The sequence below is a fragment of the Rubrivivax gelatinosus genome, from assembly GCF_016583785.1.
GTDB classification, from domain to species: domain Bacteria; phylum Pseudomonadota; class Gammaproteobacteria; order Burkholderiales; family Burkholderiaceae_C; genus Rubrivivax; species Rubrivivax gelatinosus_B.
Genome location: NZ_NRRU01000025.1, coordinates 33,164 through 54,779, shown reverse-complemented (window position 1 = coordinate 54,779; position 21,616 = coordinate 33,164). Strand labels below are relative to the sequence as shown.

The 21,616-nt window shown below is 70.8% G+C and carries 20 protein-coding genes; 2 read left to right on the top strand and 18 right to left on the bottom strand.

Annotated features, from left to right (window positions below; genetic code table 11):
- The 13 genes from CKO43_RS08760 to CKO43_RS08700 form a co-directional block, all read right to left on the bottom strand.
- Positions 1-517 (bottom strand): pyruvate formate lyase family protein (locus CKO43_RS08760; RefSeq protein WP_346728231.1); only part of this gene is annotated, 517 nt, incomplete at its 3' end.
- 151 nt (positions 518-668) lie between these two features.
- On the bottom strand, positions 669-899 hold the full coding sequence (locus CKO43_RS08755) for a hypothetical protein (protein WP_200227193.1): 231 nt from the start codon (positions 897-899) through the stop codon (positions 669-671).
- 215 nt (positions 900-1,114) lie between these two features.
- Complete coding sequence (locus CKO43_RS08750) at positions 1,115-1,693, bottom strand: RBBP9/YdeN family alpha/beta hydrolase (RefSeq protein ID WP_242481102.1); 579 nt, start codon at positions 1,691-1,693, stop codon at positions 1,115-1,117.
- Positions 1,694-1,731: 38 nt separating this feature from the next.
- Entirely contained in the window at positions 1,732-2,439 is a 708-nt protein-coding gene (locus CKO43_RS08745; RefSeq protein ID WP_200227189.1) for a response regulator, read from the bottom strand.
- Positions 2,423-4,132 carry a sensor histidine kinase gene (locus CKO43_RS08740; protein ID WP_346728230.1) on the bottom strand — a complete coding sequence of 570 codons (1,710 nt, stop codon included), beginning with the start codon at positions 4,130-4,132 and terminating at the stop codon, positions 2,423-2,425. The genes CKO43_RS08745 and CKO43_RS08740 overlap by 17 nt, the downstream gene beginning before the upstream one ends.
- A 118-nt stretch (positions 4,133-4,250) precedes the next feature.
- Positions 4,251-5,225: a triphosphoribosyl-dephospho-CoA synthase CitG gene (gene citG, locus CKO43_RS08735; RefSeq protein WP_242481101.1), complete on the bottom strand. Its 975-nt coding sequence runs from the start codon at positions 5,223-5,225 to the stop codon at positions 4,251-4,253.
- On the bottom strand, positions 5,209-5,751 hold the full coding sequence (gene citX / locus CKO43_RS08730; RefSeq protein WP_200378407.1) for a citrate lyase holo-[acyl-carrier protein] synthase: 543 nt from the start codon (positions 5,749-5,751) through the stop codon (positions 5,209-5,211). Before citX ends, citG begins: the two co-directional genes overlap by 17 nt.
- A 12-nt stretch (positions 5,752-5,763) precedes the next feature.
- The gene (gene citF, locus CKO43_RS08725) at positions 5,764-7,284 is read right to left on the bottom strand and encodes a citrate lyase subunit alpha (RefSeq protein ID WP_200378406.1); all 1,521 of its coding nucleotides are present in this window, start codon (positions 7,282-7,284) and stop codon (positions 5,764-5,766) included.
- Between the two features lie 20 nt (positions 7,285-7,304).
- Complete coding sequence (gene citE / locus CKO43_RS08720) at positions 7,305-8,177, bottom strand: citrate (pro-3S)-lyase subunit beta (RefSeq protein WP_200227184.1); 873 nt, start codon at positions 8,175-8,177, stop codon at positions 7,305-7,307.
- Positions 8,174-8,470, bottom strand: coding sequence for a citrate lyase acyl carrier protein (gene citD / locus CKO43_RS08715; RefSeq protein ID WP_200227182.1), 297 nt, complete (start codon positions 8,468-8,470; stop codon positions 8,174-8,176). Before citD ends, citE begins: the two co-directional genes overlap by 4 nt.
- Positions 8,471-8,531: 61 nt before the next feature.
- Entirely contained in the window at positions 8,532-9,587 is a 1,056-nt protein-coding gene (gene citC / locus CKO43_RS08710; RefSeq protein WP_200227180.1) for a [citrate (pro-3S)-lyase] ligase, read from the bottom strand.
- Between the two features lie 71 nt (positions 9,588-9,658).
- Complete coding sequence (locus CKO43_RS08705) at positions 9,659-10,558, bottom strand: fumarylacetoacetate hydrolase family protein (protein WP_200378405.1); 900 nt, start codon at positions 10,556-10,558, stop codon at positions 9,659-9,661.
- 94 nt (positions 10,559-10,652) lie between these two features.
- Complete coding sequence (locus CKO43_RS08700; protein WP_200378404.1) at positions 10,653-12,023, bottom strand: 2-hydroxycarboxylate transporter family protein; 1,371 nt, start codon at positions 12,021-12,023, stop codon at positions 10,653-10,655.
- 955 nt (positions 12,024-12,978) lie between these two features.
- Here CKO43_RS08700 and CKO43_RS08695 point away from each other — a divergent pair.
- On the top strand, positions 12,979-13,305 hold the full coding sequence (locus CKO43_RS08695; protein ID WP_200378403.1) for a BON domain-containing protein: 327 nt from the start codon (positions 12,979-12,981) through the stop codon (positions 13,303-13,305).
- Between the two features lie 95 nt (positions 13,306-13,400).
- Here the strand turns inward: CKO43_RS08695 and fusA are convergent, their stop codons facing one another.
- The 3 genes from fusA to CKO43_RS08680 form a co-directional block, all read right to left on the bottom strand.
- Entirely contained in the window at positions 13,401-15,443 is a 2,043-nt protein-coding gene (gene fusA / locus CKO43_RS08690; RefSeq protein ID WP_200378402.1) for an elongation factor G, read from the bottom strand.
- Positions 15,444-15,947: 504 nt separating this feature from the next.
- Positions 15,948-16,571, bottom strand: coding sequence for a DUF3313 family protein (locus CKO43_RS08685; protein ID WP_200378401.1), 624 nt, complete (start codon positions 16,569-16,571; stop codon positions 15,948-15,950).
- 22 nt (positions 16,572-16,593) lie between these two features.
- On the bottom strand, positions 16,594-17,730 hold the full coding sequence (locus CKO43_RS08680; RefSeq protein ID WP_200378400.1) for an Acg family FMN-binding oxidoreductase: 1,137 nt from the start codon (positions 17,728-17,730) through the stop codon (positions 16,594-16,596).
- Positions 17,731-17,828: 98 nt separating this feature from the next.
- Between CKO43_RS08680 and CKO43_RS08675 the strand changes: the two genes are divergently transcribed.
- Entirely contained in the window at positions 17,829-18,827 is a 999-nt protein-coding gene (locus tag CKO43_RS08675) for a helix-turn-helix transcriptional regulator (RefSeq protein WP_200378399.1), read from the top strand.
- 31 nt (positions 18,828-18,858) lie between these two features.
- Here the strand turns inward: CKO43_RS08675 and CKO43_RS08670 are convergent, their stop codons facing one another.
- Both CKO43_RS08670 and CKO43_RS08665 read right to left on the bottom strand, forming a co-directional pair.
- Positions 18,859-20,754, bottom strand: a complete 1,896-nt coding sequence (locus CKO43_RS08670; protein WP_200378398.1) for a bifunctional metallophosphatase/5'-nucleotidase — start codon at positions 20,752-20,754, stop codon at positions 18,859-18,861.
- A gap of 128 nt (positions 20,755-20,882) precedes the next feature.
- Positions 20,883-21,470 (bottom strand): NADPH-dependent FMN reductase, encoded by a 588-nt coding sequence (locus CKO43_RS08665; protein ID WP_200378397.1) that lies wholly within the window; start codon positions 21,468-21,470, stop codon positions 20,883-20,885.
- Positions 21,471-21,616 lie beyond the last annotated feature (146 nt).

Sequence of the window (21,616 nt, the reverse complement as noted above, 5' to 3'; positions counted from 1 at the left end):
GCGGGGCGTCGGTCTGCAGGCCGACGATGAGTTCACGCTCGGCGTCGATGTAGCCGGCGTCGTGGGCGACGATGGTCGACGGACGGTCGGTCGAGACGTCGAGCACGCCCTTTTGTTGTTCCTGCTTGAGCAGGCCTTGCAGCGTCTGCCACAGGCCCAGCGTGCGGGCCGTAGCGCCGGTCAGAAAGGCGGCGTCGCCGGTATGCGGGGTGTAGTTCTTCTGAATGAAGTCGCGGACGTCCACGGCTTTTTCCCAGGCACCCCCGGCGAAGCCTTCCCAGGCGTTGGCGCGGCTGCTGGTGATAGTCATCGTATTCATCTTGATTTCCTTGTTGTGGAAACGTCTCGTGGGCGTTTCGGGAAGTTCCGGCGGGTCGCCTGGAATATTTGCTGGCGGCGCCATCGGCAACGCCCGCGACAGGTTTTGGCTCAGACCCGTGAAAACCGGCCGGCGCCGCGCCTGAATCGCCCCCGCCACCTGCCCGAACGCGCCGCCGACGATTGCCGGGGCGAGCACAGGCCTGGCGCGACCGAACCTGGACGGTCGGGCGCCTCGTGGCGTGAACCGGTGCCCCGCGCCGGCGTCCTGCCGGCCCGATCAGGCACGGGGAGTGCTGGCGGGTGGCGCCCCCGGCGTCAGGCCGGGAGTCGACAGCCCGGCAGGCGGGTCAGTTGTAGCCGAGCACGGCGATGTGCTGCAGCTCCTCCTCGCGCAACGCGTCGTCGAACGGGGGCCGCGCTTCGGGAACGCGCGGAGCCGACGCCGGGAAAGGTCTGGCAGCGAGATTCCGGTCATCGGCGGCAACGCCGCGCAATTTACGAGGGGTTTCGGTGAGGGTATTTTCGATAACGTCCAAGATGTACTCCTGATCGGGTTTCGGCAAGCAGATGTCGGTCATTCCGCGAGGTCCATCTGGTCGCACCGGGCAGATCGGAAAGTGCTGCTAAGTTACCGCCGGACGAGCCCCCGGGGTTGCATCAAGTCAAATCGCCGCCGCGGTTTTAATGGCACTTAATTCGTTATTGCCGTCAATTCCTGCGGGGCCGCCGCCAGCAGCGCCGGCGGCGCGAAGACGCGCCCGGCGCGTGCCGCACGAGCCGACGCTGCGGGCCTTCAGGCCGCGGCACGCAGGTACAGGAGGCGCAGCAGTTCCAGCCCGTAGGTCCACGGCCCGAAGCCGGCCTCGACGTTGATGTGCCCGGCCTCGCCCAGATCGACCAGTTCGCTGCCCCAGACGCGTGCCCAGTGCTCGGCGCGGCGAAAACTCATGAACGGGTCGTTGTGGCTGGCGACCAGCACGCTGGGCACACCCAGCGCGCAGGCCGGCACCCGGTCGTCGGCCTCGAACTTGGCCGGCTCGGCCGGCGCCACGAGCATCAGGCCGGCCACCCGGTCGGGATGGTCGAGCGCCATGCAGCACGAAGCCAGCGCGCCCAGGCTGTGGCCGACCAGGATGGCGCGTTTGCCGCTGCGCGCCGTCAGGCGCGAAATGGCGCCGACCCAGCGGTCGACGTCGGGGTCCTGCCAGTTCTGCAGCGTGATGCGCTGCCAGACCGGCAGGCAGCGCTCCCAGCACGACTGCCAGTGCTCGGGCCCGGAGTCGTATCGGCCCGGCACCAGCACGAAGTCGAAGTCCCGGGCGCCCGCCTGCAGCGCGGCGTTCGTGTCCGGGCAGGCCCGGGATGCCATCATCGATTGCCACATCGTGCGACCCGCAGCGTGCGGCGGCGTTATGGCTCGGCGTCGGGGGGCGCCGCGCGCAGCAGCCGGTAGCTGCGTTCCGGGCGGCCCACCTTGCCGTAGGAGATCTGCGCGGCAACGAAGCGGGTCTCGACCAGGTATTCGAGGTAGCGGCGCGCCGTCGTCTTGCTGATGCCGACGGCGCGGGCGATGGTGTCGGCGGTGCCCTCGCCGTGATCGTCGAGCAGATAGTCCTTCAGCCGCGCCAGCGTCAGCTGGTCTATGCCCTTGGTGCGGCGCTCTTCCAGCGCCGCCTTGGCCTGCAGGTTGTAGAGCTCGTCGACGCGCCGCTGGTCGACCAGGCGATGCGCGGCCTGCGAGTCCAGGAACTGGCAGAAGCGCTCCAGCGCGGCGGTGAGCCGGTCGTAGTCGATCGGCTTGATGATGTAGTCGAAGGCGCCCAGCCGGATCGCCTTGCCGCAGATCTCCATCTCGCTGGCGGCGGTGATGAAGATGACATGGGCATCGAACTTCTGCGTCACCAGGTGCTCGAGCAGGTCGATGCCGTTGCCGTCGGGCAGCCAGTTGTCCAGCAGGATCAGCCGCGGCCGCAGGTTGTCGAGCAGCCGGCGCGCCTCGGCGATCGTGGTGGCGATGCCGGCTGCACGCAGGCGCGGGTGCCGGCCGACGAAGTCGGCGTGCAGCCGCGCCTGGCGGGCTTCGTCCTCGACGATCAACACGTCATGCTTGGGCGGCACGGGCGGCTCCTTTGGGAATGAACAGCGAAAAGATGGTCCCGCGCGGCTCGTTGTCTTCGATCGTGATCGTACCGGCCGCCTGCTCGACATAGGTCTTCACCAGGTGCAGCCCGATGCCGTGCTCGCCGCCGGGCTTGGTGCTCACGCCGAGTTCGAACAGCGTCTCGCGCACACCGGCCTCGACGCCGACGCCGGTGTCGGCAACCTCGATGACGATCTCGTCGTCGGACTCGATCATCAGGAAGGACACACGCTGCCCGCGCTCGCCCAGCGCGAGCGCGGCGTCGTAGGCGTTGTCCAGGAGGTTGCCGATGATCGACAGCCACTCGGAGACCTTCAGCACCTCGGGCAGGCTGCTGAGCCGGCAGCCGGGGTCTATCACCAGCTCCAGCCCCAGTTCGCGCGCCCGGTAGTACTTGCCCAGCAGCATGCCGCAGACCGGGGCGTTGAAGAACGCCTGCGAGATGGTGTCGAGCACGCGCTGCTGCGTGCGCGACTGCATGCGCGCGAGCTGCAGCGCCTCGTCGTAGTGCCTCATCTCCAGCAGGCCGGAGATCGTCGACAGCCAGTTCATGTGCTCGTGGCGCACGACACGCAGGTTGTCGGCATGGCGGCGCACCTGCGACAGCTGCAGGCTGAGCGTCGCGATGTCGTCCTTGCGCCGGAAGCTCAGCACCGCGCCGACGGGTTTGCCGGCGACGACGACGGGCAGCCGGTTGGCGATGACCTGCACGTTGTTGAACAGCAGCACCGCGTCGCGGATCTCGGGCGCGCCGTCGGTGCCGTCGCCGCCGCGGCTCGGCGCCCCGCTGCCGACCACGTCGCTCAGCCGGCAGCCGATGATTTCCTGGCTGGACCGGGTGTCGCCGACGATGTCGCGCGCGGCGTGGTTGATGGCGCGCACGCGGTCGTGCCGGTCGACGGCGATGACGCCCTCCATGATGGCGTCGAACACCGCCTCCTGCTGGCGCACCAGGCGCGAGATCTCGGCCGGCTCCATGCCCAGCATCTGGCGCTTGATGCTGCGCGCGAAGAACCAGGCGGTGAGGAAGGTGGCGCCCAGGGCGATGGTGAGGAAGACGATGACCGGGCCGCGCTGCGCGACGTCGCGGCTGAAGATCAGGTCCTGCAGATAACCCACGGACACGACGCCGACGACCACGCCGTCGGCGTCCTTGATCGGCGCCTTGCCACGCAGCCCGTAACCCAGCGAGCCGGCGCGCACCGTCACCTCGCTCTGGCCGTCGCGCAGCACCGGCGCGTTGTCGTCGCCGACCATCGGCGTGCCCGGATCCAGCGTGGGGTGGTACAGGCGCAGCCCGTTGGCGTCCCCGATGACGATGAAGCTGGCATCGGTGCGCTGCAGCATGGTCTTGGCGATGCGCTCGATCACGGGCAGGTCGCGGCGGCGCACCGCCTCGATCAACTCGGGGATCGCGGCGATCTGCTGCGCCTGCACGACCGCATGCTGGCCGAGGTTCTCGTACAGCGTGGCGTGCATGCGCTCGAAGACGTAGTAGCCGACGACGAACAGCAGCGAGGCCGACACGCACAGCAGCAGCAGGAACACCCGGACCTGGAAGCTCGCCAGGCGCGCCAGGCCTGCCGCGCCGTCGGCCCCCGGGCGGCGCCAGACGGGCCGGGGTTCGGCGGCCGGCGTTTCGTCGCCCGATCGTGCGCTCAGGATGTCCACGGCGGAGGCGGCAGGAAGATCAGCGCGCGGGCCGCAGCCCGGCCAGTCGGCGCAGCGCGCCGGCGGCGCGGGCAGGGGATGGTCGGGTCATCGCAGGCATACGCGGCCGGGACGGGCCTCAGACGACGCCTGCGCGGGCCGAGGAACCCAGCCCTGCGCCGTCGTCCGGGTACAGGCTGAAGCGGGACAGGAACCACGTCACCGCCAGCAGATCGGCACTGCCGCCCGGGCTGATGTGGCGCTCGATCATCTCGCGGTCGAGGCGGGCCATTTCGGCCAGATGGTCCGCCGCATCGACGCCGCCGGCCACGAGCAGGGCCCGCGCGCGCGTCTGGACGAAATGAAGGGCCGAGATCCCGCCGCGCGCCACGAGATTCGTGTCCTGATTGTAGGCGAGCAGGTTCAGCAGCACGGCGTGCAGCGCGGCCTCTTCGCCGTGGCCGGCGGCGCGTGCGCGGCGCCAGGCCGGCAGCCCGTGGCGGCGCACGGTGGCGAAGCCGCTGGCAGCTTCGCCGCGTGCCCCGGGCAGGCCGTGCTCGCGGTACAGGCGCTCGCCGGCCGTGGCGGCTGGCCCGCCGTCGCGCAGCTCGCGCGCGACCAGGCCGTCGCAGATCGCCGCCACCTCCAGGCACAGCCCGTCGGCGTCGGCGGCCACGCCGCGCCCGGCCAGGCGGCCGGCGGCGGCGCTCAGCAGCCCGAGCGCGAAGACGCTGCCCTTGTGCGTGTTGACGCCGCCGGTGGCGCGCAACATCGCACGCTCGCAGGCCTGGCCCTGCGGCCGCAGCCGCGGCAGGAAGTCGGCCGCCGGCCGGTCGCATTCGCTGCGCCCGAAGCGGAAGAACACGCCGAGCCAGGGCTCGATGGCCGCGGCGCTGGCGCGGAACATGGCGAGGTCCATGTCGTCGTGCGCGCCGTTGTTGAAGCGGTCGACGAGACCCGGCTTGGGGCTCAGCTCGACCTCGCGGATCAGGGCCTCGTGGCCCCAGCCGGCGACGCGGCGGGTGTCCAGGATCGCAGGCCGGCGCCCAGCGGCCGCCGGTGCACGCGCGCCCCCCCCTGCCGCGGGCGCGACGAAATCAGCAAACGGCCGCATGGTGATGGTTCTCCAGCAGGCGGGCCATCGCCGCCTGCAGTTGTTCGAGCGGGTGCGCACGCGAGCGCGCGCAGGCGTGTGCCGCCTCGTCGCAGACCAGGCAGCGCCGCGGCGCCAGGCCCAGCCCCGTGCGCGACAGCGAGCGCCCGTCCAGGCCCAGCACGTCCAGGTCCCACAGACGGCCGAGCGCGTGCCTGTCCTCCAGCGCCACCGCGGCGCGCTTGAGCTGCCCGGCGTCGACGTCGACCGCCAGCAGCGCCTCGCAGCCGGTGGCCTGGCGCCACGCCTGGCAGGCGGCGACGCGCCAGCCGTGTTCGCGGCACAGCGCCTCGATGCGCTCGAGCGCGACGCAGAACACCGCGCGCAGCGGCGCGCTGTCCTTCACCGGCCCGGGCGCCACCAGCGTCAGCGACAGCAGCGGCAGCCCGTGCGCCGCCAGCGCGGCCTGCTGGTGGCGCACGCGTTCCTCGCGCGCCGCCAGCATCTGCTCCAGCGTCACCGGCACGGGCGTGTCAGTGCTACGCATGCGCCCTGCCGTTCAGGGCTTGACCTGACGGACGAGGTCGATCACCGAGCCGTCGCGAAAGCGCACGACGCCGACGATCTTGTCGAGGAACTCGATGGCCTGCGGTTCGCCGGTCAGCGCCACCGAACGCGCGTGCAGCTCCTCTATCGTCATCACCGGCAGCCCGGCCGCGCGCAGCCGCTCGGCGAGTTCGGGCCGGTTCGGGTTGACGGCGATGCCGTGGTCGGTGACGAGCACGCCGATGCACTCGCCCGGCGTCACGACCGTCGTCACGCGGCGCACGATGGTCGGGATGCGGCTGCGGATCAGCGGCGCGACGACGATCGCCAGGTTGGCCGCCGCCGCCACGTCGCTGTGGCCGCCGGAGGCGCCGCGCATCACGCCGTCGGAGCCGGTGATGACGTTGACGTTGAAGTCCAGGTCGATCTCCAGCGCCGACAGGATGACGAGGTCGACGCGGTCGCAGAACGTGCCCTTGGAGCTCGGGTTGGCGTACTCGTTGGTCGAGACCTCGATGTGCTCGGGCGAGGTGCGCAGCGACTCGGCGGCGTCGGCGTCGAAGCTCTGCGTGTCCACGAGCTTGGTGATCAGCCCCTTGCGGTGCAGGTCGACGATGCCGCCGGTGATGCCGCCGAGCGCGAACGCGGCCTTGATGCCCGCCTTGCGCATGCGCGGCTCGAGGAAACGCGTGGCCGCGGTCGACGACGCGCCCGAGCCGGTCTGCAGCGAGAAACCGTCGCGGAAGTAGCCCGAGTGCTCCATCACGTCGGCGGCCCAGCGCGCGATCAGCAGCTCGCGCGGGTTGCTCGTCACGCGTGCGGCGCCGACGCTGATCTTCGACGGGTCGCCCACCTGCTCGACCTTGACGATGCAGTCGACCTGGTCCTGCGAGATGCTGGCCGGCGTGTTCGGGAAGTCGACGAACTCCTCGGTCAGCAGCACCACGCGGCGCGCGAACTGGGCGTCGACCTTGGCGTAGCCCAGCGCGCCGCAGCGCGACTTGCCGCTGACGCCGTTGGCGTTGCCGAACTCGTCGCAGGCCGAGACGCCGAGGAAGGCGACGTCGATCTTCAGCTCGCCGCTCTTGATCAGGTGCACGCGCCCGCCGTGCGAGTGGATGTGCACCGGGTGTTCCATCAGCCCGTTGGAGATCGCCTCGGCGAGCTTGCCGCGCATGCCCGAGGTGTAGATGCGGCTGATGACGCCGTTGCGGATGTGCTCGATCAGCGGCGCGTTGCAGCTCAGCAGCGACGAGGACGCCAACGTCAGGTTGCGCAGGCCCATGTCGGCCAGCACCTGGACGACGTTGTTGATCGTCTTGTCACCCTCGCGGAAGGCGTGGTGGAACGAGATCGTCATGCCGTCGGTCAGGCCCACGCGGCGCACCGCGTCCTGCAGCGAGGCCACGATCTTGCGCGTGAGCTTGTGCTGCGGGTCGCGCAGGTGCGGCGTGTGGTGGGCGTAGTCTTCGAACGGTTCCAGGCCCTCGAGCGCCGGCTCGCGGCGCAGGGCGTCTTGCAGTGTCGTGTTCATGAAGGGAACTCCGGGTCCGGTCACTTGCGCACGCCGGAGGCCTGCGCCCGCTGGAGCACACGCCGGGCGTGGTTGACGATGGGGGCGTCGATCATCTTGCCGTTGAGCGCGATGACGCCCAGGCCTTCGCGCTCGGCCTTGTCGGCGGCGGCGATCACGCGCTGCGCGTGGTCCACGTCCTCTTCGCTCGGGGCGTAGGCGTTGTGCAGCAGCTCGATCTGGCGCGGGTTGATCAGCGACTTGCCGTTGAAGCCGAGCTTGCGGATCAGCTCGACCTCGCGCAGGAAGCCGGCTTCGTCGTTGACGTCGGAATAGACGACGTCGAAGGCGTCGATGCCAGCCACACGCGCGGCGTGCAGCACCGCGCAGCGCGCGTAGAACAGCTCGGTGCCGTCGCCGCGCTCGGTCTGCATGTCCATCACGTAGTCGAAGCCGGCCAGCGCAATGCCCACCAGGCGCTTGCTCGCGGTGGCGATGGCCAGCGCGTTGACGACGCCCGAGGCCGACTCGATGGCCGCCATCAGCCGCGTCGAGCCGACTTCGCGGCCGCACTCGCGCTCGATGCGTTCGACCTGGGCTTCCAGCTCGTGCACGTCGGCGGCGCTGTCGGTCTTGGGCAGGCGCACGATGTCGACGCCGGCACGCACCACCGCCTCCAGGTCGGCCAGGCCGAAGGGCGTGGCGAGCGGGTTGATGCGGACCACGGTCTCGATGTCGGCGTAGGCCGGGTTCTGCAGCGCGTGGAAGACCAGCAGCCGCGCGGCGTCCTTCTCGCGCAGCGAGACGGCGTCCTCCAGGTCGAACATGATCGAGTCGGGCTTGTAGACGAACGCGGTGCTCAGCATCGCGGCGTTGGCCCCGGGCAGGAACAGCATGCTTCGGCGCAATGTCATGACAGTTGGCTCCAGTCGATTTGCACTTGCCCGGCGCCGCGCAGCACGGCGGTCTGGACGCGGGCGCGGATGGCGCAGTCCAGCGCCCCCTTGTCTTCGACGACGATCAGGCCGGCGCTGACGCCCAGGCGCTCGAGCGTGTCGACCACGACGCGGCGGATCTGGGCGCCGAACTGGCGCATCACTTCGCTTTCGATCACCAGCTCCAGCCGCCCGTCGGCGGCGGGAGCGACCTTGACCAGCAGGTCGCTGGATTCCAGCGTCCCTGCCAGTGCTTCCTTGACGATTTGCATCGCAAATACCTCTTGTGAAGGGCCGGCACGGCGGCCGGCCCGGAAATGACGGTGTGCCGCGCTAGACACTGAGCTCGCCGCATTCGCGCCGGAACGCGGGGGCGTACTGGTGGTTGAGCAGCTGCAGCGTGTCCGGCGGCACCAGCGACGCGATGCGCCCGGCCTGGCCGGCGCGCAGCAGCCGCCGCACCTCGGACGCCGAGATCGGCACGCCTTCGCAGGACGTGCGCGGCACCTCGACGACGGCCACCGGCGCCGCCTCGTCCGGCACCTGCTGCAGCCAGTGCTGCATGTCGGCGTTGTACTTGCGCGTCGTGGCGCAGAACGGCTCGGTGCCGACGAAGCGGTGGGTCACGCCCAGCGCCGGCGCGATGTACTCGCGAAACAGCAGCAGGTCGATGGCCGTGCAGCAGTCGCCGACGATGCCCTTCTCCTTGAAGAAGTAGTCGGGGAAGGTGGCGCGCGAGACCATGTACTCCGAGCCGTGGTGCAGCGTCAGCCGGGCGATGCCGGCGACACCCTTCTGCACCAGCGCGAAACGGTCGCGGTAGGAGAACTGCGACGCCTCCTCGCGCACGACGAACAGGTGCAGCCAGTCGCACTGCGCCGCCGCCAGCCGCACGAGGTACTCATGCCCGCGCGTGAACGGGTTGGCGTTCATCACGATGCAGCCGATCTTGCGGCCCGGCCGGCGCGCACCGGCCAGGCGGCGGCAGTAGCCGGCGATGCCCACCGGCGTGTTCTCCATCAGGCTGACGTGGCCCGGCACCTCGGCCAGGCGGTAGAAGCCGCAGCCGGCGAAGAAGGAGACGTTGCGCGGATGGGTGTACAGGAACAGGTGGTGGTGACCACAGTCCTGCGCCAGGTTGATGATCTCGCTCATCAGCTTCAGGCTGAGCGAGTTGCCGCGCAGGTCCGGCGCCGTCGCCACGCACTTGACGATGTTGTGGTCGAGACCGGCGCAGGCGACCAGGCGGCGGCCGTGACGGCCGACGACGAAGGTCTCGACGCCGTCTTCCAGGTCGAGATCGCACTCGGCCAGCAGTTGCCGCACCTCGTCGCGCTCGTGCGGCTGCACGCGCGGATCGATGGCGTAAAAGTCGATGTCCTCGCTCACGATGGACGCTCCATCGGGATGGCGGGTCACCCGGCGCCGCAGCGCCGGCCGACCGCTCGCACCCGTTCAGCTCAAGCCGCAGCGGCCTCGACGGCCTCGGAAACCTGCAGGTCCTCGATGGGCTCGATGACCTCGTCGGCGATGACGTTGAAGAGCCGGCCGATGCCGGAGATCTCGACCTCGATGGTGTCGCCGGCCTTCATGAACAGCGGCGGCACGCGCTTCTTGCCGACACCGCCGGGCGAGCCGGTGATGATCACGTCGCCGGGCGACAGCGCGCTGAAGGTGCTGATGTATTCGATCAGCGCGGCCACCGGATGGATCATGTTGGCCGTCGTGTCGTCCTGCACCTGCATGCCGTTGAGGAAGGTGCGCAGCTGCAGCTGCTGCGGGTCGCCGATCTCGTCGCTGGTCACCATCCACGGGCCGAAGGCGCCGGTCTCGCGCCAGTTCTTGCCGGCGGTGAACCAGGTGTGCTGCCAGTCGCGCGCCGAGCCGTCCATGTAGCAGGCGTAGCCGGCGACGTGCTGCAGGGCGTCCTCGCGGCGGATGCCGCGGCCGCCGGTGCCGATCACCACCGCCAGTTCGCCCTCGTAGTCGAACTCGCGGCTGTGCGCCGGCTTGATCACCGGGCGGCGATGCCCGGTCTGCGAATCCGGGAAACGCACGAACAGCGTCGGCGCCGGGTTGGTCTCGTTGAACTCCTGGCGCTTGGCGGCGTAGTTCATGCCGACGCAGAAGATCTTGTTCGGATGCTCGATGACGGGCAGGAACGAGATCTGGCTTTCCTGGCAGTCGGGTGCGGCCTGCTCGTGCTGGCGTGCCAGCTCGATGCCGCCCGGGGCGGCGAGCAGCGCGCGCAGCGACGGGTAGCGCTCGCCCAGGCGGCTGCCGAGGTCGACGATGCCGCGCTCGGTGCGGATGCCGTAGCTGCGATGGCCGCGGGCGTTGCGGAAGCTGAGCAGTTTCATGGGGTCCTCGTGAAACGTGGGGCGTCGGTGCTCTGCCGAGCCGGAGATGGGCACCGACGCCGTTGGATGAAGCAGGGAGATGAAGCGGCCGGGTTCAGGCCACCATGCGCGACAGGACCAGCAGCGACACCGTGACGTTGATGGCGCCGCCGATGCGCGTGGCGATCTGGGCGAACGGCATCAGTTGCATGCGGTTCGAAGCCGAGAGGATGGCCACGTCGCCGGTGCCGCCCTGGCCGCACTGCGTGCAGGACACGACCGCCGCGTCCACCGCGTACATGCCGAGCTTGCGCGACACGAAGAAGCCGGTGCCGACCACGGTCAGCACGGTGGCGACGATGATGGCGATGTTGTCCAGCGCGAAGGCGGCGACCAGGCGCTCCCACGGCGTGATGGCGACGCCGACGGCGAACAGCACCGGGTAGGTCACCGAGGTCTGGAAGAACTTGTAGACCGAGCGTGCACCTTCGGTCAGCGACGGCGAGGCGGCCTGCGTCAGCTTGACCAGCACGGCGACGAAGAGCATGCCCACCGGAGCCGGCAGGCCGATCAGGCGAAAGCCCAGCATGCCGATCATGTACAGGCTGATGGCCATCAGCGCGGCGGCGGCCAGGCCCGTGACCTCGACGCCCTTGCCGCCGGCCTCGCTCTTGGCGGCCTGTTCCTCATCGTCCGGGGAGCCAGGCAGCAGACGGCCGTTGCCGGTCAGGTGCGGATAGCGCCGACCGATGGCGCCGAGCACGCCGGAGAGCATGATCGCCACGACGTTGGCCATCATCACCATCGGGATGATCCGGCCGAACATCTCGCCCTGGTCCTGCTTGAGGATCTCGGCGAAGCCGATCGACAGCGGGATCGCGCCTTCGCCGACACCGCCGGCCATGCAGGGCAGGACGATGAAGAAGAAGGTCTCGTAGGCGCTCTTGCCGACGGCCACGCCGGCGAGCGTGCCCACCACCATGCCGGCGACGGCGGCACAGCCCATCGGGATCACGATCTTCATGAAGCCCTGGATCAGCGTCTTGCGATCCATGCTCATGATGCTGCCGACGATGACGCAGCAGATGTACAGATAGAGGATGCCGGTGGCCTTGTAGAACTTCGTCGTCGCCTCGACGACGATGTCCGGCAGCAGCCCGTAGTACACCAGGGCCGACGGGATGAAGGTCGCGCAGATCGCGGCCGCCCCCATCTTGCCGATCACCGGGATGCGTTTGCCGATCTCGCCGCAGGCGAAGCCGAAGAAGGCCAGCGTCACGGCCATCACCGTCAGCTCGTTGGTCAGACCGCCTTTGGTGCTGGCCAGAGCCAGCACCAGCACGCCGGCCAGCACGAACAAGGGCAGCGGAATCACGCCGACCTTCGCCTCCATCAGGCGCCACCAGCCATGGGGCCAGAACTTCTGCCCGGTGCCGGCGGTGCCGCCAGGCACCGCCTCCAGGATTGCGCGGCTTGCTTCACTCATCGTATCGCTCCGTTGGTTGCCGTCTTGCGAATATCCCCGGGTAGTTTTCGAGGGGGATTCCGCCGATCTCGCCATGAGGCACCGGGCCGCTAAGCCGGGTGCTATGGCGCTGGTTTTCTCGTTGACCGAGACAAGTTTTGGTAAAGGTCTTTGAAAACCGGTAGCCAGACGCTCCCCGAGCCGGTCGGACGCCTTTCCCAGAACCCTTTGCCGACGATTGCCGGGGCGAGCGCAGGCCTGGCGCCACCCAAACCTGGACGGTTTGGCGGCGGCCTCTGGCGCGAACCGCGGCCCGGCGCCGGCGTCAGGCCGGCACCGGATCAGGCGCAGGGAAAACTGGTAGTGGCGACGACCCTAGGCTGGGCGCAGGGCGCGGGCCGACCGGCAGCAGGCCGGTCAGCTGTAGCCGGGCGCAGCGGGGTGCTGCAGCGGGGCTGCTGGCGACGCATCGTCGAACCGCGGGCGTTCCGAGGGAACTCGCCGGGACAGAATCCGGCGGGGTTCGGCGGCGGGATATCGGCCATCGGCGGCGGTGCCGCGCAATGGTCGGAGAGTTTCGCTGAGGGTGGTTTCGATAACTTCCAAGATGTACTCCTGATCGGGTGTCGGCAAGCAGATGTCGGCTATTCCGTAACTTTTATCTGGTTGCGCAGGGCGGATCGGAAAGTGCGCCTAAGTTACCGGCAGACGGGCCACCGAAGTTGCATCAAATCAAATTGCCACCGTGGGTTTTATGGCGTTTATTTCGTTATTGCCGTCAATTCCCCCGGGGCGCTTGCCGCATGCTCCGCGCAAGCCCGGCCCCGGGACCGCCCGCGACCAGCAGCCCCCCGGCCACGGCCGTTTCCCTTGTCGCCCTGCGTACGCCGGCGCACAGATGACGCGGGCACGGGCGCCCAGGATGCGGGCCGGGGCGCGCCGCGCCTGCGTCTGCACACCTGAGGAGTTACACACCATGCGTACACCGATTGCGGCTGGCCTGGCCCTGGCCCTGGCCGGCACCCTGCTGCTGCCGCTGGCAGGGCAAGCGGCCGAAGGCAGCGACTCGGCCAAGACCCTCGCCAAGGACTCGGTCATCACCACCAAGGTCAAGGCCGCGCTGGCGGCCGACAAGGCGTCCAGCCTGGTCAAGATCGGCGTCGAGACCGACGGCGCCGGTGCCGTCGTGCTGACCGGCACCGTGACGACGCAGGCGCGCTCGGACAAGGCCGCCAAGATCGCCGCCGAGGTGAAGGGCGTGACGGCGGTGGACAACCGCATTCAGGTCGTCGCCGGCAAGTAGCGGCCCGCCCCGGGCACCCGCCGCCGGCGCGGCGACAGCGGCGTTCGCCGCAGGATGGGGCGCGGGCCGGAATGCCCGCGCCCGCGGAACACCGCTCAGGCCACGCTGGCCGGCGCCAAGGCCGCCCGCCCGGCAGCCGCCGCCTCACGGTAGCGGTCGAACTGCATCGTGTACTGCGCCCGCCCCTGCGACAGGGCACGCAGGCTGCCGATGTAGCCGAACATCTCCTTCAGCGGCACCTCGGCGTCGATCACCGCGGCGTTGCCGCGCGTGATGTTGCCGCGCACGATGCCGCGGCGCCGGTGCAGGTCGCCGATGACGTCGCCCAGGTGGTCCAGCGGCGTCACCACCTCGACGGCCATCACCGGCTCGAGCAGGCCCGGGCCGGCCTGGGCCGCGGCCTCGCGGAACGCCGCCGCCGCCGCCAGCTCGAAGGCCAGCGTCGACGAATCGCGCTCGTGGAAGCTGCCGTCCAGCAGCGTGGCCTGCAGGTCCACGGTCGGGAACCCGGCCAGCACCCCCAGCTGCGCAGCGCGACGCACGCCGGCCTCGACCGCCGGGATGTACTCCTTCGGGATCGCGCCGCCGGTGATCCGGCTCTCGAAACGCAGGCCCGCGCCACGCTCCAGCGGCGCCAGGCGCAGCCGCAGCTCGGCGAACTGGCCGGGGCCGCCGCTCTGCTTGCGGTGCACATGGTTCACTTCCACCTCCTTCGAGATCGACTCCCGGTAGGCCACCTCCGGCCGCCCCACTGCCACGTCGACGCCGTGGCGCGAGCGCAGCCGCTCGACCGCCACTTCCAGCTGCAGCTCGCCCATGCCGGACAGGATGATCTGCCCCGACTCGGCGTCCTGGCGCACGCGCAGGCTCGGGTCTTCGCGCTGCAGCAGCGCCAGCGCCGCCGCCAGCGCCTGCTGGTCGGCCTGGCGCCGGGGTTCGAGCGCGACGTCGATCACCGGCTCGGGCACGCCGATGGCCTCCAGCTGCACCGGATGCGCCCGGTCGCTCAGCGTGTGGCCGGTCAGCGTGTCCTTGAGCCCGACGACGGCGACGATGTCGCCTGCCTGCGCCTCGTCGATGTCGATGCGCTCGTCGGCATGCACCTCGTACAGCCGCGACACACGCTCGACGCGCCCGGTGGCCGTGTTCAGCACCGTGTCGCCACGGCGCAGACGCCCGCTGTAGACGCGCACGAAGACCATGCCCGCATGCCCGTCGTGGGCGAGCTTGAACGCCAGCGCCGCCAGCGGCGCGCGCGCATCGGCCGCCGGCCGGTTTTCGGTGGCCGGCAGATCGCCCGGGCTCGGCAGGAAGTCGACGACGGCGTCGAGCAGCGGCTCGACTCCGCGGTTGCGGTAGGCCGAGCCGCCCAGCACCGGCACGAAGGCCTGGGCGAGCACACCCTTGCGGATCGCGCGACGCAGGGCCTCGACCGGCAGCGTCTGGCCGTCCAGATAGGCGAGCAGCAGCTCGTCGTCCTGTTCGACCACGGTCTCGAGCAGGCGCTCGCGCTCGCGCAAGGCCAGGTCCAGCAGCTCGGGCGGCACCGCGCCGACTTGCGGCGGCTCGCTGGCGTCGTCGCGCGGCCAGACCAGGCTGCGCATCGCCAGCAGGTCGACGACACCGCGGAACCCGCCTTCGGCACCGATGGGCAGCTGCAGCACCAGGGCCTTGACGCCCAGGCGCTCGCCGATCATCGAGACCACGCGCCGGAAGTCCGCGCCGACGCGGTCCAGCTTGTTGACGAAGGCGATGCGCGGCACGCCGTAGCCGTCGGCCAGGCGCCAGTTGGTTTCGGTCTGCGGCTCGACGCCGGCGACGCCGTCGAACACCACGACGGCGCCGTCCAGCACACGCAGCGCGCGGCGCACCTCGACGTTGAAGTCGATGTGGCCGGGGGTGTCGATGATGTTGAGCTGCGCGCCCTTCCACTGCACGGAAACGGCGGCGCTGTCGATGGTGATGCCGCGCTGGCGTTCCTGCGGGTCGAAGTCCATGCGCGCGCTGCCGTCGTGCACCTCACCGATGCGATGGTTCTCGCCGGTGTGGAACAGGATGCGTTCGGTGACGGTGGTCTTGCCCGCGTCGACGTGGGCGATGACGCCGATGTTGCGGAGCTTTCTGTCGTTCGAGTTCATACGGATCTTTCGTCGCGAAGCCCCGCTCGGGGCTTCGTCGAGGGCCTGGTCGGCATGGCCAGCCGCCAGGCGATCCGCCTGAGGGCTAGCGACTGATGTGCAAGGCGCAGCCGAAGCACGGGCGCACGCAGTTCCCGCTCCGGCGAGCGGGAATCGTGGCGATCAGCTTGTCGTAGGTGCGCACGGCAGAAGTCCGGAAGGTGGAAAACAGAAAACCCCGGGAAGCTCGCGCTTGCCGGGGTTCGGGGCCGGAAGGCGCAAGCCTTCCGATCGCGTCGAAAGGCGTGTCAGGTGGCGATGGTCGCCTTGCTCATGCGGGACGCGGTGTTCATGGGTGCGGATTGTCTCAAGCGGCTCGTGCAGCGGTGTCGGCGGCTGCGGCCGGCACTACCGGGGGTGTGGACAAGACTCCGGCGCGTGGCGTGCGTCCAGCCAGGCCAACCACGCCGGCCGAGCGCTTCAAGGGCTCCGGATTGAGTCCATCAGCGGCAGGCGGCGCGCGCTTCAGCGCGGCAGCGCGCCTGCTGGCGAAGCGCCGGCCGGCTGGAGCAGGGCCGCGAACTCGAGCGCCGCCTCGTGGGCCGCGATCCCCGCCGGCGCGAGCCGGCTGAAGCGGGCCTTCAGCTCGCCCAGCGGGGCGAAATAGCCCAGCCGCAGCGCCGCGAGCTGGTCGCCGGTCTGGGCGTCGACGGCCTCGATCTCGAAGGCCGCGCCGCCCCGGTCCAGCGGGCCGATCAGCAGCAGCGTGCCCACCGTGTTGAGGCCAGGCGAGACGGTCTCGACACGTGTGATCGCCGCGCGGATGCGCGCCGGCCGCCCCTCGGGCGCCGGCGGCAGCGTCTGCACCGCCTGGCGCAGTTCGCGCTCCAGCCCGGCGAGCAGCGCCTGGCGTTCGTCGTCGCCGAGGTCGGTGCGTGCATCGGCACGCCAGACGACCTCGTCGATCGTCAGGCGGGCCGGGTCCAGCGCGTGCGCCGCCGCACGCCGGGCGCCCGACGCGTCGGCGGCCGGCAGCAGCGCGCGGTAGTCGCTGAGATAGCCGCTGTCGGCGGTGGGCATCACGGTGCCGCAGGCCGACAAGGCGGCGATGCAGACGGCGGTGGCGGCAAGACGAGTCAGAGTTTTCATCACGGTCCTCGGGAAGACGGGTTCAGCTGCGCACGAAGCGGCCCAGCGGGCGCCGCGGCGCGGGTTCGGGGCGCGGCGCGACGCCCAGGCGCACGAGCATCTGCACCCGCGCCGGCGCGGCTACGCCGAGTTCGGCGTGCAGGCGCTGGTACAGCGGCGCCATCGCGTCGAACTCCTGCAGCAGCTGCGAGTTCGGGTGAAGCGCCCAGCCCTGTTGCGCGGCGGCCAGGTCGGTGCGCAGGTAGGCGCGGCCGGCCTCGATCTGCGTGCGCCGGCTGTTGTCGGCGCTGACCAGCCAGACCCAGGCCGGCGTATGGCCGATCGCGTCCAGCGCGGCGGCCAGTGCCGCGTGCGCGACCACGCCGTCGGTGCGGCGCCGGGTCTCGTCGTCCAGCAGGCCGAGCCGTCGTGCGAACCAGGCCTGCAGCCCGGTGACGGCAAAACCCGAGGGCTCGGCGGCCACGGCCGCGGCGCCGACGCGCATCAGGCCGGCGCTCTCGGCCCAGGTGGCGGCGTCGCCGAACTCCACGCGGCAGCCAGCGGCCGCCAGCGCACACACGCGGCGCACCGGGGCGGGCTCGGTGCTGGCGCGCAGCGTGAGGCCGGGGCGCCGCGCCGCAGCGGCCAGGGTCGCCAGCAGGGCGGCGTCGGGCATGCGCTCGCCATAAGGCGCACGGTTGCTGCGGCGCAGCGGCACCGCGGCGAACAGCGGGTCGGGCCGCAGGCCGGCGTCGGCCGTCAGCCGGACGCTGGCGAACGGCCGCGCATCGACGCCCCCTGCGGCGTACTCGCCTTCGGGCAGCAGCGTCACGTCGGCGCGCTGGCCCTGCGCGGCGGCGGCCAGGCACAGCAGTTCGAGGAAGGCGCCGCAGCCGATCAGCACCTGGCGGTTCTGCGGGTCGGCGGCCGGCAGCAGGCGCTGCAGGTCGACCGACAGCCGGATCAGGCCGGGCTCGCGCAGGTCGGCCACCCAGCTCTGCAGGTTGTGCGGGCTGGGCGCCAGCAGCGCCCAGGCCAGCGCCCGCCGCCGCGGGTCGGTTTCGCCGGCCCCGGGTTCGTGCCAGGGGGCCGTGGCTGCAGCCGGCATCGTGTCGCAGCCCGGCAGCAGGGTCGTCACGCCGCCGGCGGCCAGCACCCGCATCCAGGAACGTCGTTTCATTGTTCTAAGCTTCCGGCTCGCTCTTCGATGGACTCACTGTATGAACCGGGCCCCGCGCCGGCTTGCCAGAACGCGCCAGTCTCTGAACATCCGGCTCCATGGCTGAAGCGCCGGCCTGGGTGCCCGCGCTGACGCTCAGGCTGCAGCTCCAGGGCCTGCCCGCGCTGGGGCTGGACGCGGCGCGCGTGCAGGCCGCGCTGGGGCCGCTGCCCGACGCGCCGGACGCGCTGGTGCCGGCGCAGGCCTACGTGCGCATGTGGCACGCAGCCGAACCGCTGCACGGCCCCGGCCTGCCCAGCGCGCTGGCCGGCACGATCGCGTTCGGCGCCTTCGGGGCGCTGGACTACCTGGTCGGCAGCGCCGACACCGTGGCCGGCGGCTGCGAGTCGGCGCGGCTGCACTTCGCGATGGTGTCCACCGACACCGCGCTGGAGATCGACCCGCTGGACGACGGCGGCCACGCCTTGCGCGTGCGCGCGCTGGCGCCGATGCCGGTGCAGGCACTGGAGTTCACGCTGGCGACGCTGTTCCTGCGCCTGCACCACGTCACCGGCGGGGGCTTCCGGCCGCGGCTGCTGGGGCTGCCGGTGGCGCGGCCGGCGGGCGACGACGCCGAGCGCCTGGCCTTGTTCGGCCAGCCGCCGGCCTACGGCCACCCCTGCGCCGAGATGCTGATCGATGCCGCCACCTGGGCGCTGCCGACCTGCAGCGCCGACCCGATGCTGCACGCCGCGCTGAAGGACATGGCGGCCAGGCTGGAGCTCGCGCAGCCGGGCGACTCGTCGCTGCAGCAGGCGCTGCGGGCGCGGCTGCGCGACGCGCTGGCGCAAGGCCACGCCGACGCCGCACGTCTGGCCGAGCTGCTGGGCGTATCCGAACGCACGCTGCAGCGCCGGCTGACCGAGATCGGCCGCAGCTTCAGCGAGGTGGTCGAGGAGTTCCGCCGCGAAGAGGCGGCGCGGCTGCTGGCGACACCCGGGCTGGCGCTGGTGGAGGTGGCCAGCCGGCTCGGTTATGCCGAGCAGAGCTCGTTCACACGCGCCTTCCGGCGCTGGACCGGCGTGACGCCCGGCCGCTGGCGGGCCGGGCGGCGCTGAGACGCGGGCGGCCGCGCCGCCCGCCTCAGGCTCAGGGCAGTTGCACGCCCGCGGCCGTGATCACCTGCTGGTGCGAATAGTCGGCACGCGCCGGCCGCGCCACCGTGCCCTGGGCCTTCACGTAGTCGGCGAAGGTCTGGGTGTAGAGCAGGTAGGTGTTCACGTAGGCGCCGGTGGCGTAGACCGTGCCCAGCGTGCGGTAGCCGTCCTGACCGGCGGCGACGAAGTCGTTGGTCACCAGCGTGTAGGTCTTGGCCGGGTCGATCGCCGACCAGGCGCCGGTGACGCGGTCCTTCACCTGCACCTGGCTGAAGCGGCTGCCCTTGGCCTTGCTCATGTCCAGGTTCCAGCGCAGGCCGGCGGCGTAGGGATGCGAGCCGCTGGACTGGGCGTTGTCGAGGTGGTTGGAGACGGCGTCCTCGAGCGCGGCGACCATCTGCGCGCCGGTGACGTCGATCTCGACGAGCACGTTGGTGAAGGGCAGCAGCGTGAACGCGTCGTTCATCGTCAGCGTGCCGGCCTTCAGCGGCACACGCACGCCGCCAGCGTTCTGCAGCGCGAAGTGCGCGCGCTTGCTGGCCGCGAGGAAGGCCTGGGCGACGATCTGCGCCGCGTCGCTGCCGCGCGCCTGCAGATTGGCTTCGGCACCCGCTTCGATGCAGCCGGCGACGCCGGACGAGCGGTTGGTCGTCTCGCCGGGCACGCGCACCAGGCACAGCGCCTCGGTGGCGGTGCCGATGGTCTTGGTCTTCTCGGCCGCGACCTGCGTGGTGTAGGTCGCGAGCAGCGCCGCAGCGTCGGCATCGGGCGTCGTCACCTTGACGCGCGGCTCGTTGGCCAGGCTGGCGACGATGTTGGCCTTGGTGGCGTCGTCGACGGCGACGAAGCTGCCCGAACTGTTCTTGCGCGCGAAGCTGTCGCCGATGACCAGCGAGGCGTTGCCGCTGCAGCTGGCCACCGCGCCCTTGTCGTCGAACTTCACGTTCATCAGCGCGAAGACCTTGGCGTACTCCCAGGCCTGGCCGATGCAGACCTTGGCGCCGTCCTTGTTCGTGACCTGCGTCGGGTAGGCGCCCGAGCTGGCGACGCCGAAGGCGCTGAAGTCGCCGAGCAGCGTGTGCGAGTCGCCGCCGATGATGACGTCGACGTCGCTCAGCTTGGCGGCCATCGCCTTGTCGACGTCGTAGCCCTGGTGCGTCAGCAGCACGATGTGGCGGATGCCCTGCTGCTTGAGCTCGTCGATGTACTTCTGCGCCGTCGTGACCTCGTCGAGGAACTGCGTCGTCGCCAGCGGGCGCGAGGAGTTCGTCGTCTTGCCGGCGATGTCGATGCCGACGATGCCGACCTTGACGCCGTCGTAGGTCTTGATCGTGTACGGCTTGACCAGCGAGGTGCCGGACGGGTTCAGCGGCGTGCCGCTGGCAGGCACGACGTTGGCGCCGAGCACCGGCGTCTGGCAGCTGCCGGCGTGCAGCATGTCGACGAAGTTGCGCGTCGCCTGGTCGCCGTCGTCGAACTCGTGGTTGCCGAGTTCGAAGGCGTCGAAGCAGACGGTGTTCATCATCTTCGCGTCGGCCTCGCCCTTGAAGAAGGTGTAGTAGAGCGTGCCGGTGACGGCGTCGCCCGCATGCAGCTTCAGCAGGTTCTTGGTGCCGGACTGGGCGTCGAACAGCGTCGTCAGGCGCGAGAAGCCGCCGAGCTCGACCTGCGTGGCCTCGCCACCCAGCGTCAGCGTGACGCCGCTGAAGGGCTCGAGCTGCGAGTGGTGGTCGTTGACGTGGGCGATGTTGATCTCGATCGCCGGGTAGCTGTCGTCATCGCCGCCGTCGCCGCCGCAGGCCGACAGCGCGGCCACGGCCAGCGAGGTGACGCAGAGCAGCGCCGTGCGGCGCAAGGAGATCGGGCGCAGTCGCGGAGTCACGGACATGGGAGGTCACCGGGGGTCATGGAAATCCGCGGATCATCAGCACGGCGGGTGAAAGCGCGATGACAGCGGCGGCTGCCGTGCCACGGCGGGTCACCCCGGCGACACCACCCCGCGGCGCGCCCGGGTCATCAATACGGCGGCGCCACCCTCCCCCGCTGCGCGCGCGCCGCCTCGGTCCACCAGGCCAGGTCGTCGGCGAAACGTGTGAAGGCCTTGCGCAGCGACTCGCCCGGGCCGCCCTGCGGCTGGGCGTCGGCGTCCAGCGTCTGCGCGATCGGCCCGACGGCCAGCGCGCTGGAGATCACGACCATGCCCATCTCGGACAGGATGGCGTGCCAGGTGCTGCCCGAACGCACGCCCGAGAAGCGCCCGGCCGAATAGCTGGCGATCGCCGCCGGGCGCCAGAACCACTCCTCGAGGAAGTGGTCGGTCAGGTTCTTCAGCCCCGGCTGCGGGCCCCAGTTGTATTCGCCGCAGACGAAGACGAAGGCGTCGGCGCCGCGGATCCTGCGCGCCAGGTCTTCCATCGCCTGCGGCGCCTGGCCGGCCGGGTACTCCTTGTACATGCGGTCGAGCATCGGCAGGCCGACCGCCTGGGCGTCGACCAGTTCCGGCGCCGCGCCGCGTGCACGCAGGCCGTCGACGATGAACTGCGCCAGGCGGATGCCGACGCGGTCGCTGCGGTACGAGCCGTAGAAGACGAGGATCTTGTCCATGGCGCGGCTCCGGTGGGGACGGCAGCGCAGGCTACGGCAGCACCGTGCGGGGCGCGATACGCCTTTGCGGCGGCGGGGGCGCCGGCGCCGGGCCCGGCCGCGATGCCGGGAGCCTTGACCCGGCGGAAAAGCTCAGCACAATGCCG

Coding starts and splice junctions, on each gene's coding strand:
- CKO43_RS08755 (WP_200227193.1), bottom strand. CDS start 899: ATGACCGACATCTGCTTGCCGAAACCCGATCAGGAGTACATCTTGGAC.
- CKO43_RS08750 (WP_242481102.1), bottom strand. CDS start 1,693: ATGATGGCATCCCGGGCCTGCCCGGACACGAACGCCGCGCTGCAGGCG.
- citG (WP_242481101.1), bottom strand. CDS start 5,225: ATGCGGCCGTTTGCTGATTTCGTCGCGCCCGCGGCAGGGGGGGGCGCG.
- citX (WP_200378407.1), bottom strand. CDS start 5,751: ATGCGTAGCACTGACACGCCCGTGCCGGTGACGCTGGAGCAGATGCTG.
- citF (WP_200378406.1), bottom strand. CDS start 7,284: ATGAACACGACACTGCAAGACGCCCTGCGCCGCGAGCCGGCGCTCGAG.
- citE (WP_200227184.1), bottom strand. CDS start 8,177: ATGACATTGCGCCGAAGCATGCTGTTCCTGCCCGGGGCCAACGCCGCG.
- citD (WP_200227182.1), bottom strand. CDS start 8,470: ATGCAAATCGTCAAGGAAGCACTGGCAGGGACGCTGGAATCCAGCGAC.
- CKO43_RS08705 (WP_200378405.1), bottom strand. CDS start 10,558: ATGAAACTGCTCAGCTTCCGCAACGCCCGCGGCCATCGCAGCTACGGC.
- CKO43_RS08700 (WP_200378404.1), bottom strand. CDS start 12,023: ATGAGTGAAGCAAGCCGCGCAATCCTGGAGGCGGTGCCTGGCGGCACC.
- CKO43_RS08695 (WP_200378403.1), top strand. CDS start 12,979: ATGCGTACACCGATTGCGGCTGGCCTGGCCCTGGCCCTGGCCGGCACC.
- fusA (WP_200378402.1), bottom strand. CDS start 15,443: ATGAACTCGAACGACAGAAAGCTCCGCAACATCGGCGTCATCGCCCAC.
- CKO43_RS08685 (WP_200378401.1), bottom strand. CDS start 16,571: ATGAAAACTCTGACTCGTCTTGCCGCCACCGCCGTCTGCATCGCCGCC.
- CKO43_RS08680 (WP_200378400.1), bottom strand. CDS start 17,730: ATGAAACGACGTTCCTGGATGCGGGTGCTGGCCGCCGGCGGCGTGACG.
- CKO43_RS08675 (WP_200378399.1), top strand. CDS start 17,829: ATGGCTGAAGCGCCGGCCTGGGTGCCCGCGCTGACGCTCAGGCTGCAG.
- CKO43_RS08670 (WP_200378398.1), bottom strand. CDS start 20,754: ATGTCCGTGACTCCGCGACTGCGCCCGATCTCCTTGCGCCGCACGGCG.
- CKO43_RS08665 (WP_200378397.1), bottom strand. CDS start 21,470: ATGGACAAGATCCTCGTCTTCTACGGCTCGTACCGCAGCGACCGCGTC.